General features: G+C 58.5%; 12 protein-coding genes and 4 pseudogenes. 7 read left to right on the top strand and 9 right to left on the bottom strand.

Annotated elements, in window-relative coordinates; genetic code table 11:
• Positions 1 to 170 precede the first annotated feature (170 nt).
• The 5 genes and pseudogenes from IVB45_RS13795 to IVB45_RS13775 all read right to left on the bottom strand — a co-directional run.
• A pseudogene (locus IVB45_RS13795) lies at positions 171 to 1,215 on the bottom strand (IS110 family transposase).
• Positions 1,216 to 1,335: 120 nt separating this feature from the next.
• Positions 1,336 to 2,328, bottom strand: coding sequence for a glycosyltransferase (locus tag IVB45_RS13790; protein ID WP_247359609.1), 993 nt, complete (start codon positions 2,326 to 2,328; stop codon positions 1,336 to 1,338).
• Positions 2,329 to 2,607: 279 nt separating this feature from the next.
• A complete protein-coding gene (locus IVB45_RS13785) occupies positions 2,608 to 3,312 on the bottom strand; it encodes an ABC transporter substrate-binding protein (RefSeq protein ID WP_247360150.1) in 705 nt (234 codons plus the stop codon).
• Between the two features lie 625 nt (positions 3,313 to 3,937).
• A complete protein-coding gene (locus IVB45_RS13780) occupies positions 3,938 to 4,453 on the bottom strand; it encodes a hypothetical protein (protein WP_247359610.1) in 516 nt (171 codons plus the stop codon).
• A gap of 368 nt (positions 4,454 to 4,821) precedes the next feature.
• A pseudogene (locus IVB45_RS13775) lies at positions 4,822 to 5,058 on the bottom strand (transposase); the annotation flags it as partial.
• 1,471 nt (positions 5,059 to 6,529) lie between these two features.
• Here IVB45_RS13775 and IVB45_RS13770 point away from each other — a divergent pair.
• From IVB45_RS13770 to IVB45_RS13760, 3 genes are all read left to right on the top strand, one after another.
• The gene (locus IVB45_RS13770; RefSeq protein ID WP_247359611.1) at positions 6,530 to 6,703 is read left to right on the top strand and encodes a hypothetical protein; all 174 of its coding nucleotides are present in this window, start codon (positions 6,530 to 6,532) and stop codon (positions 6,701 to 6,703) included.
• Between the two features lie 705 nt (positions 6,704 to 7,408).
• A complete protein-coding gene (locus IVB45_RS13765; RefSeq protein ID WP_247282097.1) occupies positions 7,409 to 7,579 on the top strand; it encodes a hypothetical protein in 171 nt (56 codons plus the stop codon).
• 33 nt (positions 7,580 to 7,612) lie between these two features.
• The gene (locus IVB45_RS13760; RefSeq protein WP_247282096.1) at positions 7,613 to 7,825 is read left to right on the top strand and encodes a hypothetical protein; all 213 of its coding nucleotides are present in this window, start codon (positions 7,613 to 7,615) and stop codon (positions 7,823 to 7,825) included.
• Between the two features lie 335 nt (positions 7,826 to 8,160).
• Here IVB45_RS13760 and IVB45_RS13755 read toward each other — a convergent pair.
• A pseudogene (locus IVB45_RS13755) lies at positions 8,161 to 8,445 on the bottom strand (transposase); the annotation flags it as partial.
• A 386-nt stretch (positions 8,446 to 8,831) separates the two neighbouring features.
• Between IVB45_RS13755 and IVB45_RS13750 the strand changes: the two are divergent.
• A complete protein-coding gene (locus IVB45_RS13750) occupies positions 8,832 to 10,364 on the top strand; it encodes a patatin-like phospholipase family protein (RefSeq protein ID WP_247282095.1) in 1,533 nt (510 codons plus the stop codon).
• Positions 10,365 to 10,370: 6 nt separating this feature from the next.
• Here IVB45_RS13750 and IVB45_RS13745 read toward each other — a convergent pair whose 3' ends face one another.
• Positions 10,371 to 13,721 (bottom strand): adenylate/guanylate cyclase domain-containing protein, encoded by a 3,351-nt coding sequence (locus IVB45_RS13745; RefSeq protein WP_247359612.1) that lies wholly within the window; start codon positions 13,719 to 13,721, stop codon positions 10,371 to 10,373.
• Between the two features lie 540 nt (positions 13,722 to 14,261).
• On the opposite strand from IVB45_RS13745, the pseudogene IVB45_RS13740 reads away from it, so the two are divergent.
• Positions 14,262 to 15,842: pseudogene (locus IVB45_RS13740) on the top strand (beta-(1-6) glucans synthase).
• A 3,495-nt stretch (positions 15,843 to 19,337) separates the two neighbouring features.
• On the opposite strand, the gene IVB45_RS13735 reads toward IVB45_RS13740, so the two are convergent.
• The gene (locus IVB45_RS13735) at positions 19,338 to 19,481 is read right to left on the bottom strand and encodes a hypothetical protein (RefSeq protein WP_247359613.1); all 144 of its coding nucleotides are present in this window, start codon (positions 19,479 to 19,481) and stop codon (positions 19,338 to 19,340) included.
• Positions 19,482 to 19,904: 423 nt separating this feature from the next.
• Positions 19,905 to 20,396: a DUF4142 domain-containing protein gene (locus IVB45_RS13730; RefSeq protein WP_247289113.1), complete on the bottom strand. Its 492-nt coding sequence runs from the start codon at positions 20,394 to 20,396 to the stop codon at positions 19,905 to 19,907.
• A gap of 780 nt (positions 20,397 to 21,176) precedes the next feature.
• On the opposite strand from IVB45_RS13730, the gene IVB45_RS13725 reads away from it, so the two are divergent.
• The gene (locus IVB45_RS13725) at positions 21,177 to 21,794 is read left to right on the top strand and encodes an NYN domain-containing protein (protein WP_247359614.1); all 618 of its coding nucleotides are present in this window, start codon (positions 21,177 to 21,179) and stop codon (positions 21,792 to 21,794) included.
• A 146-nt stretch (positions 21,795 to 21,940) separates the two neighbouring features.
• Entirely contained in the window at positions 21,941 to 22,273 is a 333-nt protein-coding gene (locus IVB45_RS13720; protein ID WP_247359615.1) for a hypothetical protein, read from the top strand.
• Positions 22,274 to 22,852: the final 579 nt, after the last annotated feature.

Raw genomic sequence — 22,852 nt, 5'->3', positions numbered from 1 at the left:
GACCGCTGGCCATAATGCCCTCCGCGGATCAGGTCCCGATCAAAAGCACGCATTCGAAGATGCCCTGGCCCATGTGGGTTGTCCTGATCGCCGGATCGACCGGCGCTGCATTAGTGCTGTTCGCCCTTCCAACCGTTACGTCACAGCCGGATGACCGGCTGTGATCTCGTTCACGCCGTAAGGCCGGCGGGTTCCTTGTAGGGTTCGTTCCTGGCCATCATCGCCCATGCCATCCTGGCGAGCTTATTGGCGAGTGCGATGGCTGCGACCTTGGTAGGGCGCCGTGCCAATAACGCAGTGAGCCAAGGCCGATGGCTTGTGCCATGGATCTTGGCATAGCGGATCACGGCGAGTGCGCCCGCTGTGAATAGGCTGCGTAAATAGCGATCGCCTTGCTTGCTGATCCGGCCAAGCTTGTCCTTGCCCCCACTCGAGTTCTGCTTCGGCACGAGCCCGACCCAAGCCGAGAAGTCCCGCCCCGATCGGAAGGTCTTGGCATCGGCAACGCTCGCGACTAGCGCCGGTTGCCAGTGCTGGACCGACGCCAGGGATCGCATCCAGTCGCTTGCTCGTCGCGTTTGATCGATGCCAGGCAATAATGCGCCTATCGAACTCCAGGATTTGAGCCTTCAGTGCCCGCAACTGGCCGCCGAGAGCCGCCAGACACGCGCGGGCCACCTCCGGAACTCGGCGGTCGGCTGGATCGGCGACGACTTCTAACAGCTGTTCGACACCCCTGCGCCCGACGGCGGCAACAATCCCGAACTCGGCCAGATATGCGCGGATCGAGTTGATGACGGCAGTCTGCTGGCGAATGAAGAGATGGCGCACGCGATGAAGCATCAGACAGCTCTGTTGTTCGATGGTCTTGGTCGGCACGAACCGCATGTTGGGCCTTGTGACCGCCTCGCAAATAGCCTCCGCGTCGGTGCTGTCGTTCTTCTGCCGCTTAACGTAGGGCTTAACGTAGGGCTTCACATAGGCCGGAGGCATCAATCGCACCGTATGCCCCAACGCCTGCAGCTCGCGCGACCAATAATGCGAGGACGCGCAAGCCTCGATCCCCACGAGGCACGGCGGCAACTTCTCAAAGAAGGACAGCACGAAACGGCGCTTGAGCTGACGGCGTATGATCACCTGGCCGGCTGCATCGACCCCATGCACTTGAAAGACCGACTTCGCGATATCCAGACCAATCGTTGAAATTGACTGCATAGGCTGCTCCTCCGAATCGTGGGAGCCTTAAACGGCGCCCAGTCTTTGGCACTCTCGTGCCCGGGGAGGAGCCGTCCACAGCATCACAAGCGGAGATATGGCCGAGTCCTTTGGCAGCCTTCAGCGGTGCTCCCTCCGCAAGATAGATCTAGACCATTCAACTGCAGGCCGCACCAGCTGCCATCCTCGCAACCCAAGAACCTTCTTGCAGGCGAGAAACCACCAAGGACGCGATCTTTGAACGCTCGGATCAATACTCACTGCAAGTTTAGACAGGCGTGCTGAGCTTTCTATCGCGCCTTCGTTGAAGGCAGCGCTTGCGCAGCGGATCGCTTCAAGTGCCAACATCTGGTTCATCCAGGCACGGAGATCAGCAGCGTTGGTCAACCTGGCCGCGCTACTATCCAGGAAATGTTCTATCGCGGCCTTGCGTTGGAGCAGGTCTTGCTCCCACGAAGGCTCACTTGACATGTTGGCCGAGTGCGCTCGATACACGGCTTGGTCAGCGGCAATGACCCCGACATCCCCGTGTGCGGCGAGCCGTAACCACATTTCCATATCAGAGGCGTACGGTAGGTCAGCTAAATACCCGCCCAAGCCTTTCTGCAGGCTTGTGCGAACCACGACGGTTGGTGACAGCACAATGTTTTTTGCGCTGCCAAGTGCAATGAAATCAGGGCCGGACAAGATGTGGGTTCTGGATCCCACGCCTGTTCTACGCCGCGAACGCTTCCCCCGTTGATCAAGAACAACCGCGCCGCCGAAGGCGAAAGCGACAGAAGGATGATGGTCCATCAGTTCGACTGATCTCGAAAGGGCACCCGGCAACAGGTAATCGTCCGCAGACAGCAGAAGCATATAGTCGGCTCTCGCCCAGGCGATGCCTTCATTCGCTGTAGCGATGAGACCTTGATTCGAGGTGTGCCTGCGGTAATCGACGCGGGGATCGGAGCACACTAATTGTTGCGCAACTTCCGCTGTATTGTCCGGCGACGCATCATCGATAATGAGCACGCGCAACTCGGGGCCCGATTGCGTCAAAACGCTCTCGACGCACTCTCGTAGGAAGTGCCCGTACCGGAAGCAGGGAACAACCACGTCTACGGAACTCATTTCGCAACAGATTATCACAAAGAGGGCTGGGTCTGCCTGTCTGAGGAAATCAAATATGATTAGAAGGGTTCCTAGGCCTGCTTTGGGTCACAAGCGGCGGTAGGCTGCAAGCTGGATCGCTGTCCGGTTTGCCTCTGCCAGCCGACATGACACGCTCCAAGCGACTTTCGGGTATTGGCCCATGCAGCGCAGCCGAGCCTTATTCGATCACTTCGTCGGCCCGTATCAGCAACGAGGTCGGCACGGTGAGACCCAGCGCTTTGGCTGTCTTTACGTTGATTATAAGGACGAACTTCGTTGGCCTTTGTACCGGGAGGTCCACAGGTTTGGCACCCTGAGGATTTTGTCTACATGGTCGCCCGCCTGACGGAATAAATCGGCAGTATCGGCCCCGTATACCGATAATCCCCCATCGGCATAATGCCGGAACAAGTAGTTTGCTGGCAGGTGATACTTAGCCGCCAGCGCGATAATCCGCTGCGCCTGGGCATAAGTGAGCGCATCGCCGAAATCAATGATCGCATCGGCGTGTTGGGCGGCGGCCGAGGCAAAGGCAATGTCGAGTTCTTCGGGCTTGGTCGCCGGAACGAGAGGCAGAGGCACGCCGAGGTGCCGGGCTATGCGGGGGATCTCTTCCGCGAAGTACAGCCTTTGCAGTGGATTGTCTGGATTGAGCAAAACTGCGATTTTAGATGCGCCTGGAACAAGTTCTCGAAGGATTTCTAGACGTTTTGCGAAGAAGTCGTCGGGGACGTTGGTCGTCACGCCTGTCATGTTGCCACCTGGTCGCGACAGGCTTTGTATGAGGCCGAGGTGCACGGGATCGGCGACACCCACGAATACGATGGGAATCGTGCCGGTCGCCGATTTGAGCGCTATTGCTGCTTGCGGTCCTGGAGCGATCAGGATGTCGGGGCGGAGGGCCATCAGGTCGGCGACGGAATCTGTCAGTCGATCTGCGGGTTGAGAAAAGCGATACTCTATGGTGAGGTTCTTTCCCTGTATCCAACCTACGCTTCGCAGCGCATCAATGAACGCAAACTCGGCTTAATTAAGGGCCTTGCCGCTTCCATCGCCTATGGCGAGAAAGCCGAGCCGACGACGCTTACCTTGCCCCTGCGAAGAACGTGGCGAAATGAGCAGCGCCGCAGTTCCCGCAATGAACTCTCGTCGCTTCATTGCAATCCTCGCAGAAGCCTGAAGACAACGACCAAACACGTGATACCACGCCTCAACGCCTCAACGATCGGTGCGGATCACTTTCTGATCTCGGCCATAAACGTCCTCACGTCGGCTTTAGGCTGGCGTCGGCTTCTGTCATGACGCTGTTCGGCTCCCATCCCGAGAGTGTTCAACTCTTGTTTGAATACCTCAAGCAGCTTGAGGTCGGGGCCACCTATGAAGCCTGGCACTAGGTACCCAATTCGCCAAGTTTGCCGCCTTGTGGCCATCCTGCCAACCGCCATGCAACGGCGGCACTTGCCAGGGCCGCAACGAAAACTCGTCGCCTCATCAGCACTGTCTCAGCCGCCGATGGATCACGCACTGCGCCATGCTGGGTGATATAACTCGCATCGTTCAAGTACGTAGCTGTTGGCACCTGGTTGGCTCAGTTCGTCTTGGTGAACTTGTACGTCCCCTTCTTGTGACCAATGACCTGGCTGATGCCATCGAAGTTACTCTTGAGCGGGTCGATGGTGACGACGAGCGCAGCCTGGAGACCTTCAAATTTCCCCGTTCTCCCAGTGATCTTGCAATTGTTGGGAGATCCCGGCAGCCGGTCACACTGTTCGAACACTTGATCGCCGTCCTTGTCGATGTAAGTACAGAACCCGTGAATCTCCGCGGTCTTTGCGGACGAATCCGTAAGGCGGCTCAACTGACAGCGTCCACCTATGTTGTTGAGTACAGGGTTTCCAGCCTCGTTCCAGGCTGCCATGGCTTGGTTCATAAAAACAAACTCTCTGCCGCTGCCGATCGACATTGGCTTGGGCGCTGGAATAGGCGTGGCGGTGAATATGACCGAGACCGAGCCTTCCGGCGGCACGCCCTGTGCAACGGCGCTAAAACTGGTCAGAATGGCAACGACCGAAAACAATGCGATGAGTACACGATTAAAAGCCATCGTTCCCTCCCTTTGTGATGGCGCAGAGAACTAATGCGAGCGAGCAGGCTATGCCCTGAGGAAGACTCCAGCAAGAGTTGCAGATCAGCAAACAGTAACACAGTGTCGCAGGCGGAGCTCAGCAAGCGAGGGTGCGTCAGTAGAACTGATCCACTTGACTGTTTGGGCGAGAAGCTGCCTTCGAGGCAATTTCAGCTACGCGATCGGTTTACCAGCGACAGCGGACATCACGGTGTCTGAGGCGCTCTTCGGCTTAGGGCCGATTTTGTTGCAAAAGTCGGCTGCAATGGATTTAGCCGTTGGGCCTTTCGTTGAGCCGCGCTCTGAAGCACTGGCCCTGACGCATTTTACGCAACTTCGACGCCACGCTACGCGGTGCGCAGAGCCTGAGCCGGTGGCGGTCGTGCGACCAGCGATGCAAACCGCCTCAGATTCTGGGCGATGGCGGCTAGAACAAACTCATCCTGGGCACCTTGCGGGCCGCGCAATCGGAGTCGACCAAGCTTCAGGATGCGCTTCAAGTGTGCGAACCTCATCTCGATCTTTTTGCGCTGACGCCGAGAGAGCTCGAAGCCCTCGGTGCCAGCGAACGACCGGGCAACGTCTCAACCCGACGAAGGGCTACGGGTTTATTCAACCTGACAACGGTGGCAAGGGTGCAGACCGCTGCATCCGTTAAGGCCGCCGGAGAGTTTCGCGGCTTCTCCGCGAAATCTAACTCGCGAAAAGGCGTACGCGCGAGCCCATACCCTCTAAAGGAGACGACAGAGTAGGCGCGAGCCGATCGGCCCCGGGAAGTTATTGGCGACGCTCAACGCGAGGCTCTCCTCGGTTTCGAGAGCAATTTCTGGGCAAGCGTGACGTCGCCCTGGGCCAAGCCACCTAATGGGACGAAGCAGCGCCGCGGTCGGCCCGGCAGCCGACGGAGTTTGGCCGGTAGACCGAGATCCGGACAGACCGCGAGGCTTTGTCGCATGAAGACCGCCAGCTGTGAACGAGGGGCCGCGAGTTGAGGCGGTAGCCCAAAATGGGAAGCGGGATCGGTCAGCGACGATCTGGACGCACGTGGAGGGGCACGACTTTATCCATGTCGCTGTGACCGGAGCGCCGGCTTTGCAGCTTCACCACCTGCTCGAGTTCGAGAGCCTCTATGGCGAGCTCATCTGCCAAGCGTTCGAAAAGTGCGCGCTTTTGCGGGTCGCTCGATCGCCTGCTCATAAGGGCCAAATCCGCGGCATCCGCACGGAGTTTGTCCAATCTTTCGTTAGGTCCGCCATGGTATCGGCCCGTCCTAGACCCACCTCGTTATGCGTGACGGGATGCAGGTCAACGGCGGAACACGCTAGGGGTTCTTCGTTAACCGATTGTAAGGCCGACATTCGTGAAGGCCGAGATGTGTGAGCGAGCGCCCGCTAGCTTTGCCGAGCGCGTCTGCGGCTATCCGATCAATGCTTCAGTGCGCACACGTGGTTACGAGCAGCATGGTCCGGCTGCATTGCCAATCGGACCCCAACATTGGTTCATGGACTCCACGAGGAGTACCGACGGCCATAGTAGTACCAGCCGCGACCAGAACAGCGGCCGTCAGCGCGAGCATTCGATACGTTGCCAAGTTCCACTTCATTGCGCTTCCCTCCAGTGGAAGCGCGCAGACTAGGCTCAGGGATACCTCCCGCTCGTGAACTACTTCACAGGGCGCTTCGTAACGGTCATCACAGTCGCGTGCAGCAAGCCTGCTGCGTGAAGCGGCGGCCCTCGATGCGCTAGGCCCCAGAGGCGCAGTCATACGTGATGCTGCAGTGCCCAGAAGGCGATCAGCAGAAGGGCTGCGGCCCCAATTCCCAGCAATAGGAGAATGGCTTCCAGCATGACGAATCAAGCCCGCCCAAGGGAATCATACACATGGGTGAAACTTAGTCATCGTGGACTGGCCTGCCCCGGTCCGATCTGATCAAAGAAAAACCCGCCGGCCTCCCCACCTGTCGTGAGCACCGCATCATCAACCGGCAGTTAAGGGATTTGGAACTATCTTACACGTAAGTTCTTCCGTTCTGAATGGCCACTGGAGGCTAACAGATGACGGATGAACAGCTAGCTCTTCAGGCTGTTAGCGACGCCCAGCGCATTCTGGAAGAATACTTAGAACCGAGGCCCCGGAATAACGAGCGCATCATCTTGGACAAGCTGGTGGAAGTGCTCGAGCGGCCAGATCTTCTGGTCGCTATTCATCGGATGCAGCGCGGCTCGTAGGCGCTCCGTTGTCGCGCCGTTGCTGGTCGGCTCGTGCGAATTCGAGCCAGTCCTCAGCAAGCTTTAGCCACGGCTCCGCGTCGGCGGACTGACGGGCTTGCGCCGCCCGTTCCCTGCACACCTCAGCAAACTGGTAGAAGCGAAGTACATCTTCCGACATGCAAAATGACGCGACTAGGCCCATCATCCCGCATCAAGAGTATCGCCTCTTCCGACACTGTCTGTCGAGTATCTCACATATCATCCCTGATTGGGGTGAATCCTCGCCAATGTGCTAAATGGGCAACCCCACCGGCCCGCAGACGCTTTCAGGTGTCGGCTTTGCCGGTTGCCAGCACCATAGAGGCAGACGCCGCGTCACAACTCAGCAGGTGGCGTACCAGCCATCAGGGAACGGCAGCAGAGGCCATTCGCCCGCGATGTCATTCGCGGCTTCCGGCTCGGCGTCGATTGGCCCACTTGCCGAAGGACGCCACGCAGGAGGCGCACCCGGCTCGCGATCATAGGGGTACTGGTCGGAAGGCCCTGTGCTGCTGAAGTGCATAGACTCTATCGAGGGCATAAGTGCACCCCGCGCTCTTAATATCTCACAACGGTTAATTTACCGATTAAATATATTAAATATTTGACTTGTTCAATTACGAAATGGTTGAATAGGTTTGTCCTACCGGCGCCCGTGAGCGCGGTATTTTGAGGCCAGCGACCATGTCCTTGGCATTCCCGCACTGGCTGATGATCGCAGGGGCCCTACTGGTGGGTGACGGCTATATTGGTGTCCTCGTCAGCGGAAAGAAAGCGAACAGGGTTGATCGACCTCCAGGCGAGCCGATCGATGTGCCGGCTTTACCGCTCGTCAACTCGCATGACCCGCAGTAGCTCGCGCGCGTTCCCCCAAGAGCGAGGTTAGCAATGGCTGTCAGAATTGAATGGGGTCCGCTTGCGGCGATAACGAACGTCCGCAACGAAGCGTGCAAGGCCCGAGACTTCATCATCCAATCCCATGATGGACACGTGCAGGGGCAGATTGTCGTGCCTGACGACGCCGATCAGTTCGTGATGGGGGCATGTGAAATCCGGCTTCTCGAACTGCTAAAGGATGCCGTCAAGGAACTGGAGCGGTGAAAGCGCCGAAGATCGCAGCACCAAAGCGTGTACTCAATTTCGGTACACGTGATCAAAGCGCCCGGCCCGCCGGCGCGAATCGGCGGGCCCTGTCCAGCCACGCCTACACTCTCAGATTACCTGCGGACTGCTTGTCCGATCGCTCACGATCAAGCGCGCGAGGAGGTTTTCAGCGATCTCCATGCAAGCGGAATGGTCTCTCAGCAGCGTGTGAAGAAAGTCTTCGGGCTTTGCTCCGCTCATGAAAGGCAGTTCACTGTCGCGGGCGAGCGGCTCGACGTAGAAGCAAAGCTACCGCACGCGCCTGCCGCCGTCGTCATCCGTGCCGACCTAGCGTCCTCGATGCCGAGCTTGCAAAACCAGCGATAGGCGAGGTTCGCCTGCACTTCACGGCAGATCAGCCCTTCAGAGCGGATCGCAAAGACATACCCCACGACCAGCATCCGGATCACCAGTTCCGGATCAATCGACGGGCGCCCCGTCGTTGAGTAGTGAGATGCAAGGTGACCGCGAAGCCAGGACAGATCGAGAGTAGCATCGATCTTGCGCACCAAATGATCTTCCAGAACCTCATCGACACGACGAAACTCGTAGAACAGTTGACCTTGGTTACCCTTCAGACGGCCATCATAGATCGACCTCGCCGCGATTCGCGTCAGCACAACGGAGTCCCGCCTCGCGCCCTGTCTCAACTGGCTTTTGCAGCAAAATCGGCCAATAACGGAAGTCACGTGGACTGCACCTACCCCATACTATCGCCAGCGATAAATGCCTAACGTGAACGGGTTCACAAATGGACGAGAAGGCCAAAATGTAACCGCGGACGATACGCGAGACCGGGCGCTTAGTGGATGTGCGCTAGTGCGATCGGCAGGTCAGGAGAAAAGCGTCGAGCATCGACGCCACCGCGCTTTCCAACGATCCCAAAAACGATTAATCTCCTCTTCACGCAACTAGGAAGCCTGATCGGAGAATAACCCACACGATAAATTAGATGGAGGGACCAATGGCGAAGAGAGCGACTACGCTCGGCGGTGGTGGACCAGTGAAGAGAGCGATTACGCTCGGCGGTGGTGGACCAGCAGCAGGGCTGCACATCGGGGCTCTGGAAGCTTTTGCCGCTGCCGGTATAACCTTTGATGTATGGGCGTTGTCCTGCATCGGCGCGTGGGTTGGAATCGTCTACAATCAATTCGATGACGACGAAGACAGGGCCAGACTAACCTATCAGTTCTTCAAGGATGGCGTATTTCGAGACGACGAAAGCTATGAGCGCTTTCCGATCAATACGGTGTTCGGGCCCGATTGGCGCGCTAACATGAAAGCTCTGAGTAAGTTCGTAACGGATTCCGATAATTACAAAGATTTTGTATGGGACCCGTACAGAATGGTGGATTCGTTTCAGGAATCCATGTCGCTCCTGCTCAATCGCATGAAGGACAGTGACGGGAGGAAGAAATACGACAAATTGGACGAGGGAGATATCAATGGATGGATTCTCAATCACGGGATGGCCCCGAATCCCTTCATTCGCTATCTAACATCCATGATGTACTTGTCCAACGTCACCGGACTTTCAAGGATCAACTATCCGAAAAGCGAATTTATGAAGCGCATCAAATTCGAAAACCTATTCGACAAGAAGAAGGGAGGGAAGGAAGGAGAGGAGAAAGAGAAGAAGAAGCCATTTATTTTTCACAATGCGTGGAATCTAGATGAGCAGGAACTCGCGTTGTTTTCAAATCGTCCTATGCGCGATAGGTTTTATCAGGGGCCGATCGACGCATCAACTTTGTGCGCATGTTCGGCTCTTCCCTTCGTCGAGGAAACTGTAAAGATCGATGGAGACACGTACTGCGAAGGAGCGCTGGTCGACACCGTCAATTTCGAAAGCTTGATAGACGAGGAAGATCCTGACGAGATTTGGGTGATGCGGATTGTCGATGCGAAGCAAGTCCGCAAGCCGGACAACCTTCATGATGCCCTAGCAAATCTCTGCCAGCTGTTTGCAGCAACCGTCGGTGAGGATGACGTTAAGTTGTTCAAATATCACGTCCAGTATGACAAGCCCGCCCCTGGGAAGAAGCCATGGACCGGTACGGTCGTTGAGATTCACGTGCCGGCGGGCATTAATTTCAAGTGGAATCATAGCAATCTGGATAAGGGGCGGACGCTGGGAAGAAAGGCGGCGGAGGAAGCAGTCGCCGCGTATCAAGCGAGGGATAAAACGCCTTTTGCCGAAAGCGAAAGAGTTCGGTTCATAAACGAGAGGAAAGACGACAAAAGGGGGCGGTATATCGAGAGGGAGCGGCTGGCAATCGCGATTGCCGAAGCGAAGGGCACGCGCGATCAAAAGCGTTGGTTAGAAAGAATGGAATCGTGGGTTGATGCTGCGTCGGGAAAAGAAGTCGAGTCGGACGAGACTGGCAAATATCCGATAGGCGCCATTCCTTTTCCCGACTTCGCACTACGCGTCCCCCAGGTGAAAGCGATCTACGACCGCCTTGGTGCGCCAGCCTCGCGTTTGGAGCAGTTGTAGTTCGTGTCACCGCAACCGGTCGAGCAAAGCCTTTGCCTGCTTTAGATCCTGTGTGTCGAAGCCCTCGGTGAACGAGGCGTAGATCGGCGCGAGGACGTTGAGCGCTTCATCGCGTCTGCCCTGATCAATCCACAGAGCGGCTAGATCCGTTGCGGCGCGGAGCTCAAGCGTCCTGGCGCGTTGGCTTCTTGCCGTGCTCAATGCCCGGTCGAGCAGCGCCTGCGCCTCGGCTTCAACGCCCGGTCCGCCGCGGGCGACCAGCACCCGTGCCTTCAGCCGATACAATTCGGCCTCCAAAATTCGTTCGCCGTTTCGGTTCGTTGTAGCGAGGCCGTGCTCGATCAATTCCAGCGCCGTCTCGTAGTCGTGACCAATTAGCAATGGCGGACACAAAAGCACGTACAGCGCGGTGATGGCCAGCTGATAACCTGCGCTACGATATTCGTCCAGCGCGGCACGGATCTCCCCGAGTGCGCTGGGTGAAGGTTCGAGCGACGCCGCGCATATGCCCCGAATAGCGCGCGCCAAGCGCCATTGCCGGAATCCATGCTCCTCCGACAGGGCGATACAGCGTGCGGCATGACCTTGCGCAGTCAGGAACTCGCCGCGAAGAGCGTGAAGAATGCATGCATAGTAACAAGCATACGCCTGCGAATGCGGATGACTGATGGCGTCGGCACGCTGAATGGCGAAGTTCACTCGCGTGAGTGCCGTATCAGCGTGGCCGAGCAGCCAGAGCGCCCACGACATCAACGCCAGGTCAGCAACGCCGGCGTCCTGGCCGGCCACACGTGCCGCCAGCCTATCCCCTTCGCTGCTCGCCTCAAACGCATCGTAGGCCCGTTCGATCGCTTCATGGGCACCAGTGAGACGTCCCATGAAAAGGCGGATCATCCCCTGCCCGCGCATCGCATTGAGCAACGTCGGTCGATCGTCGCGCGCTTCGGCGAGTTGCAACAGGGCGGCGATCGTTTCCTCAGCCACCGGCAACTCACCGCGCATTACGCTCGCGGTGGTCAACCAGAACATCACCTGGAGTTGCTCGGGAGGGTCTCCAAGGCGCTCGCACAGCCCACGCGCGCGGGCAAAGGTTGCCATCGCCTTGTTCGAGGCTGGTCCTTGAGTAGCGATCAGGCAAGGCCCGAGAGCGAATTGGAAGTCAAGTTCCAACCTGTCCTTTCGCTCGCTGTCGGGCAGATGGCCCGAGGCCTCGATACCTCGTTGCAAGTGCGCGATGGCCTCAAGGTTGGCCGAGCGCATGGCGGCCTTCTTGCCGGCGCGCAGCCAATATGCCTCCGCCCTTTGAAACAGCCCGGCCTCCTTCAGATGGTGCGCGAGAGTTTCGGGTTGAGTCTCCACAATTTCCGGGAATCGTTGCTCGAAGGCGTCTGCGATGGTGGCATGCAGCGCTGCGCGTCGGCTCTTCAGCAGCCCCGAGTAGGCAGCATCCCTGACAAGCGCGTGCTTGAAGGTATAGACCGCCTGGGGTATCTCGCCCCGGCAGAATATCAACTCCGACCGAACCAACTGGGCAAGCGCCTCCTCAAGTCTCTCTTTTGGCAACCCGGCTACGGTGCTCAGCAGTTCGTAGGAGAACTCGCGACCCACCACAGCGCCGATCTGAGCCACCTCCCTCACCGGAGCCAATCGATCAAGCCTCGCCATCAGCGATGCGTGCAAACTCGTCGGAATCGCCATCGGGGGCAGAGGACGGTTGAGGACGTAGTGATCGCCCTGCTCATGCAATAGCCCGGTTTCGAGCACAGTCTTGGTCAGTTCCTCGACGAACAGGGGCACGCCATCGGTCCGGGCAAGGATCTGGTCCATTACCTCTTCCGGGAGCGTCTTGCCGGCGGTGACGCGCTCGATCAACGCCGCCCCGTTGCCTCGGTTTAGCCGCGTGAGCGAGATCGTCGTTACATGCGCATGACCTGGCCACGGCGGCGTGAACTCTGGCCTCGCCGTGATGAGCAGCAGCACACGAAGGCGGGGTAGCTGTTCCAACGTCATCGTGAGCAGCTCCAGCGACGTCGGATCTGCCCAATGGACATCCTCCACAATGACGAACACGGGCTGTCGCGCCGCCAATAGATTGAGCTGAGTCAAAAACGCCGCCAGTGTCATCTCCTTGCGCTTCTGCGGGCTCAGCTCTGGAATGCGGTAGCGCTCACTGGTTGGTAGCGACAGAAGGTTAGCTAGAGGTAGCAACACGCGGTCGGCATCAGCCCGCACGAGCAGAGCCTCGAGCTTAGCGAACTTCTCTGCGGGCGGATCGCCTCGCTCGAACCGGGCAGCGCGTTCGAGCTGGCGGGTGAAAGGATACAGCGCACTGTTGGTGTGGTGCGCCGAGCAGAACTGGCGCACCGTGATATGCGGTCCGCCCTGGAGCCGCTCCTCAAGCGCCAGCGCAATGTGCGACTTGCCGATACCGGGCTCTCCGATGAGCATCACCGCGCAACCTTCGCCACGCCTGGCGTGCTGCCAGCGACGCAAGAGCATCTCGATTTCCTCGTCACGCCCAATTGGCGGTGCCAATCGGGTTTTGTGCTGTGCCTCGAACCGGCTTTCCACTTCGGTTGTTCCCAGAACCTGCCAGGCTGGCAGTGGCTCCGCCCATCCTTTAAGCGCGACAGGGCCGAGATTGCGGAATTCGAAATGCCCATCAGTGAGCCGGTGCGTACTTTCGGAAATCAGCACGGTACCGGGATTGGCGAAGGTCTGCAGGCGCGCAGCCAGGTTCGGCGTCTCGCCAATGACCGTCTGCTCTTGAGCTGAACCTTCGCCGGTCAAATCGCCCACGACCACCATACCGGTAGCGATGCCAACGCGAACCTGCAGCTCGGTGGCGGGGTCTGTCCGGAGGCTAGCTACGGCATCGACAAGCGCCAGCCCGGCGCGTGTCGCCTGTTCGGCATCATCCTCGTGCGCCTGGGGATAGCCGAAATAGGCGAGCACGCCGTCTCCCATGTACCGCGCGATAACGCCTTCATTCCTGGCAACAACCTCTGCGATGCAGCGGTGATAGGTGCCCATTACGGCCCGCAGGTCCTCCAGATCAAGGCGGGCCGAAAGTGCCGACGAGCCGACCAAATCGCAAAACATGACTGTAAGCTGACGCCGCCCGGCGTGATCCGCCGACGCCGGCTTAGCGCCGACTTGAGGCGTTCGCGGGACCTCTCCCTGAAGTTCTACGATCGCGCGCAGCATCTTGCGGCGATGCCCAAGCAGGACGCCCAAATCCTTTAGATCCTGCTCCGTGAGATCTCGAACCACCGAGAGGTCGATGGCGTTTTCGCGGAATCGATCGGCGTACTCGCCCAAACCGATCGATGCCAGCCACTCTGCAACACCGGTCATGTTATACCTATGGCTTATACAATTCAGAATAGCACATGGGAGAGCCTTGCGAAGGCACATCTGTCGACGAAGCGCCGATCGCCGGACTGCTCGCGCAATGTAACCAGTGGCCACTGCATAAAAGAGACGCTTCCAAGCGCGATGTCTGTTGGGGGTCAAAGGGTGAAGAACTCAACCTGAGCAAATCTAGTCCGCTGTGAGCGGACTTAATGAAGTGCGCCGCTACTTCTCTAATGGGCCAGCAGGCGACGTTCGTTAGCTGGCATTGCGACCGCCAGAGAAAGGCCACTCTGCTGCCGGTCCCCGTAGGCCGTGTCGGGAGATGGCGAAGATTATTTCTACCTGCCCTGCCCTGCGGTAGCCTTAAGGCCTTCGTTGGATGTGTACTCGCCTCTTGCGCCCCGGACGATTTGTCAGCAGCTTTCAGCATCAAGTAGGTCCCGGCGAACGATGATTTCTGTTGTGGTCGGGTCACGACAGCATGCCTTTTGACCGACGATATCTACGTTGGAGGGTCAAACCATTTCGCTTCGTACGCCTCTGGCGCTTCTGATCATATCCCTAGGTGCGATCGCGGCGGCCTGGTGGTGGCTGGCCATACCGATCAACTTGGCGCGCGCACCGATCGATCCGAATGCCAAGCTGCATTGCATATCCTACGCGCCCTTCCGCAACAACCAAACGTCAGAGCCGCCGACACCAGTGCCGCGAGACCAGATCGCGGAAGATCTCGCCCAACTTGCCAAAATAACCGACTGTATCCGTACCTATGCGACTGATCTCGGTCTCAATCAGATCCCCGAACTTGCGTCCAAGGTGGGGCTGAAAGTCATTCAGGGAATTTGGCTCGACAGGGACCGACAGAAGAACGCGACGCAGATATCCACGGGCATACGCCTGGCCCAGCATTATCCGGAAACCATCACCGCGCTCGTGATCGGCAATGAGGTTCTGTTGCATCGGAAGATGACGCCTTCCGACCTTGCTGCCTTAATCCGCTCGGTCAAGGCACAAGTGCCGGTCCCCGTCACCTATTCCGACGTCTGGGAGTACTGGTTGCGCTATCGGGAACTCGGTGACGCGGTCGACTCCGTCACCGTGCATATCCTGCCATATTGGGAAAACGTCCCGGTCCCGGCGAAATCTGCCGCTGCTCACGTCGACGCCGTTCGAAAGCAGGTGGCGTCGGCGTTTCCGGGCAAGGAAATCCTGGTTGGAGAAACTGGTTGACCGAGCGAAGGGCGGATGCGCGGTTCGGCGCTACCGTCGCGCACCAATCAGGCGCGGGTGGTCTCGGAGGTCCTCGATGTTGCCCGGCGCGAGAATTTCCGCGTCAACCTGTTCGAGGCGTATGATGAATTGTGGAAGCATGAGTTCGAGGGCACCGTCGGCGGATCGTGGGGCTTATTCGATTCCGCGCAGCGCACGCTGAAGTATCCGCCCGGCGTCCCCGTCAGGAATTATCCGCTCTGGAAGCTGCAAATGAGCGCCGGAATGGCGCTGGCGATCCTGGTGTTCGGCGCTGCATGGCTGACCTCGCGCCGGAAGCCCTCGCAGCCCCGGCTCGTCTCATGGTTTGCGGTCGGAATATTGGCCAGCACCGCCGGAGTCCTGTTTGGGGTGGCCGCTCAAAAGATGTTCTATGAAAGCCACCATGCGGGCAGCTGGCTTCTGTGGGGCGCACTTCTGGTGGCGGCAACTGGCTCGCCAGTGTTCGGCGTTAACGCCTTGATGTCGGGGCGCGCACCGCCCACATTTCTTGAACTGCTGGGCCCGAAGGACTACCGCACCCTATCGGTCCTGGCGATGATGCACGGATTGATCTTGATCGTAACCGTCGTGATCGGCGCGGAGACCGCGCTCGGCTTCATGTTTGACCCGCGCGAAAAGGATTTTCCTTTTGCGGCCCTCACTATGGCGGCGGTCCCTTTTGCGGCTATGACGCAGCTCAATGGCCCCAAGAAAGGAATCCGCCCTATGGCGGAAGCAATATTTGCCGGCGTGTTCTTGGTGGCAGCCCTCTATGCGGCGCTTAGCGAAGGGCCGGACAATTGGCAGTCGTTGTGGACTTGTGCTGCCTATATACTGCTTGCGGTTACGCTATGGCGGGCGCGCGCTTGAGAAAACCTGGCCTGCGGACTTCCGGTTTCGGTCATTCGCGTCGGTCCGCCCTGAGTCGAAGGCTTCCTGTTCTCCCCCACTCCAGACCTGCCGATGCGCTGCCTCAACAGGCGATGGGCCATCCACCGCCATGAGTACGAAGTCGTGAGGGTAATCTGGGCGGCCGGATACTGGGCGCAAAGATCGATGCCCCAAGTAGCCCGCGAGCGTGCCAAACAGGCAATGACGGACGGAGGCCGAAGCCTGGTCCGTTCGCATGAACGGCTACGGACGCTTTCCCTTCAAAATGGCCGGGGAGCGGATCTAAGGCGCGCACGGACGCCTGAGCACATGGCTTTCGATCAGGGGTCCTGGGTTCTAGCCCCAGCGCGCTCACCAGGCAAAATCAATGACCCAAGCCCAGCATTTCCCGCCTGAGAATCAAGCCAGGACACATCAGGGTAGCACCGGGGTAACTAACATGTGATCGGCAGAGACCGCGCCTCCGGCAACGCCTGTTTGCGCGCGGCGGAGCGCACAGGAAGAGACGGCTCTGGTGTATCCCAGCCTCGCGAGGTGGAGCCGTTCTCGTTTGCGGGTTTGGACTGGCCACTCCGCGCAGGTTCACGTGCCCTATTTCCAACGCCGTCATTCCGCGCCGCTGCCGCGCATGCTCCGCACTGGCACCGCTCTTGCTGATCAAACGGTAAACCGACCATTAGGCATTGAAATGTGTGACGCCATGAGATCGATGGTGTGTCAAAAGAATGCGGCCGGCATCGCTGTCACATACGCACCCGTGTTCTTACTGGCCCGTCTGCAGCCACGGCGAAAAACCCTCCGGCTGCACCGAAAGCTGCCAGCCAACTCAAGGCAGATGCGCTCCATGCGCGAGAACTCGTCGGTGTCGTGCTGATGTCGCCCCATGCGGCCGCAGACTTCCGATCGCCGACGCGGTCCCCTCCTCAGATTGTGAGGGAACAGTCGGAGCATCAGATAGGGGCAGTTGCGGAATTGGAGCTGACCCTATGCGCTCGGTTTTGGCGGTGAGTTTCTCGATGCTCCTGTGCACCTCGGCCGACGCTACGAAGGTGCGTCACTCTCGGGCACGCCAACCCGCGGCGGAACGTGCGAGCCCAGATGTCAATTCTCGGGCACGCTTCGCGGTCCCCGGATGGAGTGACGACGCAACGCGGCGATGGCTGGATAACGCTTCGTCCAATGTCGGCCGCGATGGCTAACGACCGCCTCAGCCTCTCGCGGCTGCGCGTAACCTCTTTCGTGATGGGGCTCGACGTCCTATCTCCGAGACATTCGTGACGCGTTCGAGTGGAAAGGGATCCAAAAGCGCAACTCATAATTGCCGGCGTCACCCTTGCTTCGCTGGTTTCAGCCGAGGCGGCCGATGATTGCCGCAGACAAACAAAGAAGATGGACAGCTGCAGCTACATGCTTATGGGCGGGCAGTCGGTCGATCTACCAGTTGGCGCAGACGTCTGCGTCCGCTCACCCGCCCCATATACAAACGAATACGCGCTGCTTCACTGTTATCTGCCCCTTCAACAGGTCGATCTCGTATCGCGTGGCGATTCCCGCTGTAAGGAAAAGTATGGAGATCGCCAGCGGAAAAAGTAGCCATTCCTGGCCGACGCCTCTCGTTCCGGCTTATCCCGGTCAGGGCGCTGTTCCGGCGCAGCGACCCTGGCTTTTAATCGGTGCCAGAGACCGAAAAACCCGCCGGCTCCGGTAGCCGACGGGTCCTCTATGCCCATGCGTACCGCGGTACTCGTCACCAATCCGCGATGATAGATCCTAACGCGATACCTGTTTACGGTAGGTTACCGCTTTAACCGCCGGCGGTGCGTCAGTAGCCGCTGCCGGGCGCGCCGCTCGGCGCCGGCGCTTCATTGGTCACGCTCCCCTATGATTCGCTTGATCTCATCCTTCACGATCGCCTGATCCTCGGGCGAAGGTTGAGCATATCTCGCTGCGACCTGCTCGGCGGACGCAGCTGCGTCTCTCGACCGCGGCGCTCGTCGACCATCTTCTTGAGGTCCATCAGACAGCCGCCGAGCATCCAGTCGAAGCTGATGCGGTGACGTCGGCAGTACTCGGCAAGGTCCTCGGACGGGGTCCGGCCAACCATGGGCGGCGCATCGAGCTTCCACTCGACCTCTCGGAAAGCTCTGTGCTGAAGTGCGTAGACACTATGTAGGGCATAAATTGCAGTCCGCGCGCTGGGAGCGCTGAAATTGAAATTGAGGGAAAACGTCCGGCTCAGATCACGCCCACAATGATCAAAACTCCGACCTCGACCAGTAGGAGCGTACCCGTCGCTGCGGAGATGAAAAACCAATCACCTAATGACAGGAACTGCATGATCCGCCTCCCAATTTGCCAAAGAAGCGGCCCCTACATCCATTGGACCGCGTAAGCAGGGGCACGATGATGGGGCCGCTTCCAGGAGGTCCTTGACGCGTGCGTCCGGCGCCAAGCATTCGCATTCTAATCCAAATTTAAATCTCGTCTAGCATTTAATTTAGTTAATTGATATTTAATGGGGTGACATTTGAAAAGATTGCAAGCCGCCGATCTCCTAGTGGGGCGAGCGAGGGTCGCTTTTTTGGCGGCGAGCTATCCATCTGCTTGGTCGCGCCATTCGAGCGGCGAGCTCGGGCCTTACGTACATCGGGCCGCCGCCGCATCGGGTTTGTTGGTGTCGACGCCCACAAAGGGAAAGGGAATGGGTCAGCGACGATCTGGACGCACGTGGAGAGGCACGACTTTATCCATGTCGCTGTAACCGGAGCGCCGGCTTTGCAGCTTCACCACCTGCTCGAGTTCGAGAGCCTCTATGGCGAGCTCATCTGCCAAGCGTTCGAAAAGTGCGCGCTTTTGCGGGTCGCTCGATCGCCTGCTCATAAGGACCAACTCCGCGGCATCGGCACGGAGTTTGTCCAATTTTTCCCTTAGGTCCGCCATGGTATCGGCCCCGTCCTAGACCCACCTCGTCATGCGGTGACGGGATGCAGGTCAACGGCGGAACACGCTATTGGTTCTTCGTTAACCGATTATTAGCTCGACATTCGTAGGGCCGAGATGTGTGAACGAGCGCCCGCTAGCTTTGCCGAGCGCGCGTCTGCGGCTATCCGATCAATGCTTCAGTGCGCACACGTGGTCACGAGCAGCATGGTCCGGCTGCATTGCCAATCGGAGCCCAACATTGGTTCAGGGACTCCACTGAGTACCGATGGCCATAGTAGTACCAGCCGCGACCAGAACAGCGGCGGTCAGCGCGAGCATTCGATAGGTTGCCAAGTTCCACTTCATTGCGCTTCCCTCCATTAGAAGCGCGCACGCCACGTTCGGTGATACTCTGCCAGTTGTGAACTACTTCACACAATGCGCATCACAGCCGTGTGCAGGAAGCCCGCCGGCATGAATTGGTGGGCATTGTTCGCCAACGTCGCGCTTCCCTACCCGTTGACGATTGACTCTGACGGCGGCGCCGCTTGGCTAATCATAGTCGGGATCACTGGCGATATCCCGAGCAACACGGGCGCCGTATTCGATGGCTAGCTCAGCAGAGCCAAACACCTCCCCTGCATCGTCCGCCTGTGTCTCTCCCTTGTGGAAAATCGGGAAGTAGTAACGTCTCATTGCTGCGGCCCTCGTCCTTAGGCGCGATTATGCCCGAGCCTCGGGACGGCGCGCACCTTTCGGAAACGACAGGGGTCCGTCAAACAGCGCCGGATGGGCGTGTGCGAGAATCCGCAGTACCTAAACCCGATCAGCCGGCCGTCGAGTGCGAATTGCCCGAGGACCAAACTCAATGCCAGGCTAAACCCGTCCGCCGGCGGGACATGATCGGGTGAACACGCATTGTTGCTCAATCCGGTCGCAACGAAACGTGCAGGCGTGAGCGCAGGCGAAGACTTAGGCCTCCGCAATTGCGAGCGCACCTCGAACGCGTGTCGATATACCGGTCCCGAATTATCACCTGCTGGCGTGTCGATATCATCCAAAACGCTCGCCAGCCGGGGCAAGTAGTCTTCGCACGTCTCCACGAACGCGTCGGATCAATTACCGACTTTTCAAAGATTTTGCGGTGTCCAGATGCTTTTGCAACGTATCTATCTGGCCGGAAGCATATTCTCCGGCAGCATCCTTAGTTTTTGATGCCTTCTTGTACTCGGCGATATCCTTTTCGTGGTCTGCGACCATGTGATTCGCGAACATCTTATCGAAGCCCGCGCCGGACATTTTTGACATCTTGTCATGGTCGGCTTTTTGCTTCGCATTCGGTCCGCTTGGTGAGTTCATTCCAAGTCCTTGGGCAGCATCTAAAGCCTTCTGGTTGGCGGCAGCGTGGTCTGTGGAAAGCATTCTGCCAAATGACTTTACGGCATCGCTTTGACCGTTCTGCTGGGCCAGCTCTCCCATGCTCACTTCAGCGAAATTGCCCTCGATTGCTTTCTTTAGGAACGTTTCGCTTTGCTTATCTTTCGCAGATGCGTCGGCAATTGAGATCGCCATCAAGGTTGCTGTCCCGAGCGACACAAGCAGTCTGTTCATCGGCAAACTCCTACGGGTTCTTTGCCGTGAACACGCCTATCGTGGAAGAGGTTCCAATTCAGCACATCGGGCGCGTTCCCTCTAGCACTGCGAGCGCAGGTACGAGGGGCCAAGTGAACAGCGGCTCAAATCATGGAGATGCGGAACGTCCGGCAGGTCCGATAGCCGTCCACGGGCGCCGGTCCGCTCGGTGCACTAGTCCTTTGAACCTATCCTGTGGCGCCCCGCTCCGAACTGCAGACCCGCCTCAATCGCCGCGACGTCCTTGTGGGCCTAAGCGATCCACTGCCAACACCCCTCCTGGCATTCAGGTCGACGCCACGGTTCCGACTTATCTTTAGATCTCATTCCGTTGCGACAAGGAGCGGTCAGCAGCAACTGGAACATGGCTCGAGCAGCCATGTAACGCGCCGCGGACCGGCTCCTCTCGCTTCCGACCAACAGAAGGTTTCCGGATGGACTTGAAACAGACCACCGCCAGCCGCGGCCGCGCCGCCGAATCCAAAGATCAAAGAGAGCAACGTCGCCAACTGTCATGGCGCGAGCACCCTGAAATAAGCACCCGAAAATAGACAGGACACATTACAAATCTGACAGCCCAACTTTCGGCTAATGTCAGGTTCCAAGGCGTGATACATTTAAAAATAGTAGAAGCTTAAAGCATCCGTCTCCTCGACGATCTGCGGTAGTGACCTATATAGAATGCGACTGCCCATCCGCGTCGCGCGCCCGCGACGCTTCCAGCTCAATCCGCGCTGCTTCACCGAAAGCGTGAACTGAATGTCACCTTCCTCTTCCGACAAGATCGCGCTCTTCATCGATGGAGCCAATCTCTACGCGACGGCGAAAACTCTGGGCTTCGACATCGATTACAAGCGCCTGCTGAAGGAGTTTCAGAGTCGCGGGACGCTGCTGAGGGCGTTCTACTACACCGCCATCATCGAGGATCAGGAGTACTCCTCGATCCGCCCGCTGATCGACTGGCTCGACTACAACGGCTACACCGTCGTCACCAAGGCGACCAAGGAGTTCATCGACGCCTCCGGCCGCCGCAAGGTCAAGGGCAACATGGACATCGAGCTCGCCGTGAACGCGATGGAGCTCGCCGAGCACATCGACCAGATGGTGCTGTTCTCGGGTGACGGCGACTTCCGCTCCCTGGTCGAGGCCGTTCAGCGCCGTGGCGTGCGGGTCACCGTGATTTCCACGATCGCGAGCCAGCCGCCGATGATCGCCGACGAGCTGCGCCGCCAGGCCGACGTCTTCACCGACCTCGTCGAGCTGCAGTCCAAGCTCGGTCGCGACCCGTCCGAGCGCCCCGCCCCGCGCGATCGTGATGCGCGTGGACACATGCCCAAATTCTTGCAGGAACCGAAGGGAAACGACCCACACGAGTAGACCCTGAAGGCGGCGCCCACATTCCGCAAGCGCGGCTCGCAGTGGGCATGTTTGTCGCTTGAGATATCTTGGCGTCGGCTCCTTGTCGCTTGCATGAAAAGGGCGGCATCCGGCATTGTGTTTTTTGCTGGCGAAGCGAACCTGCTGTGGCTCTGAAGAACCCCGACGCTATCGCCGTCATCGTGACCGCCCTCCGGCTTTCTCACGGCGACGAAGCTGCACGAGCCATGCTGGTCGGCGGCATGAGCTTGGCCGTGCTGATAGAGACGATGTTCTCCGCACCGATCGGGCGACGCGATGCCGTTCACAACATCACACGCGCGTTGGACGACTTCGCCATTTCGCCGGAACTCGGTCCGGTCTGGCACCTTCGCTACGTTTACGAAAGTCATGGCTCGTTTCGCGTCGTCGATATGGAGATTGCGACGCCAACCGGTACGCTGTCCAGTAAAGACGTCCGGCTTCGCCTGCTTGTCTAGCTACCTCGCCACCTCTGCAAGTTGCGGTGCTGTCGACGATTAGCGAGCGCGCGGTGCCTTCCTTGACGGCCTTGTAGGTCTATATCTTTCCGGCCGGTAGTTCCTTGATGTGCGAATAGCCGGCGGCGCGAAGCTTAGCGATGATCTCCTCAGACGTCAGGCTGAGCGCGGACGAGGATTCCCAAACCAGTGCGAGGGCACCATGATGAAAGATCGCAGCACTTGCCCTCGCTTGCGCACTCGCCGCCCACCGGGTTGGCCCGTTAGCCTAATTGGCCTCAGACCCCGAAAGCGCCTCCAGCCCAGTGTCTATCGCCGCGATGTCCCGCTCTATCTGGGCAATCGCTAACCTGCAACCAAAGCCCTCCCAGGCTTTCAGGTCGACCGCCAGGCGCTGGCGGTGCATCCTTAGATCCTCAAGCGACTGGCGGTCTTTCAGTCTCACGTAACTCCCACAACCTAAAGGACCTCCATTTCACCTCTAATTTTAGATTTAATTCTATTTAAAGAACTTTTAATGTAACAATCCGATTTAATATGATATTTATTTAGGCCACGCCGGGTTGGATGGGCTACCGA

The organism is Bradyrhizobium sp. 4 (assembly GCF_023100905.1).
In the GTDB taxonomy this organism is placed as follows: domain Bacteria; phylum Pseudomonadota; class Alphaproteobacteria; order Rhizobiales; family Xanthobacteraceae; genus Bradyrhizobium.
The sequence above is the reverse complement of the archived record's forward strand: the minus strand, read 5'-3'. Positions and strand labels throughout refer to the sequence as shown.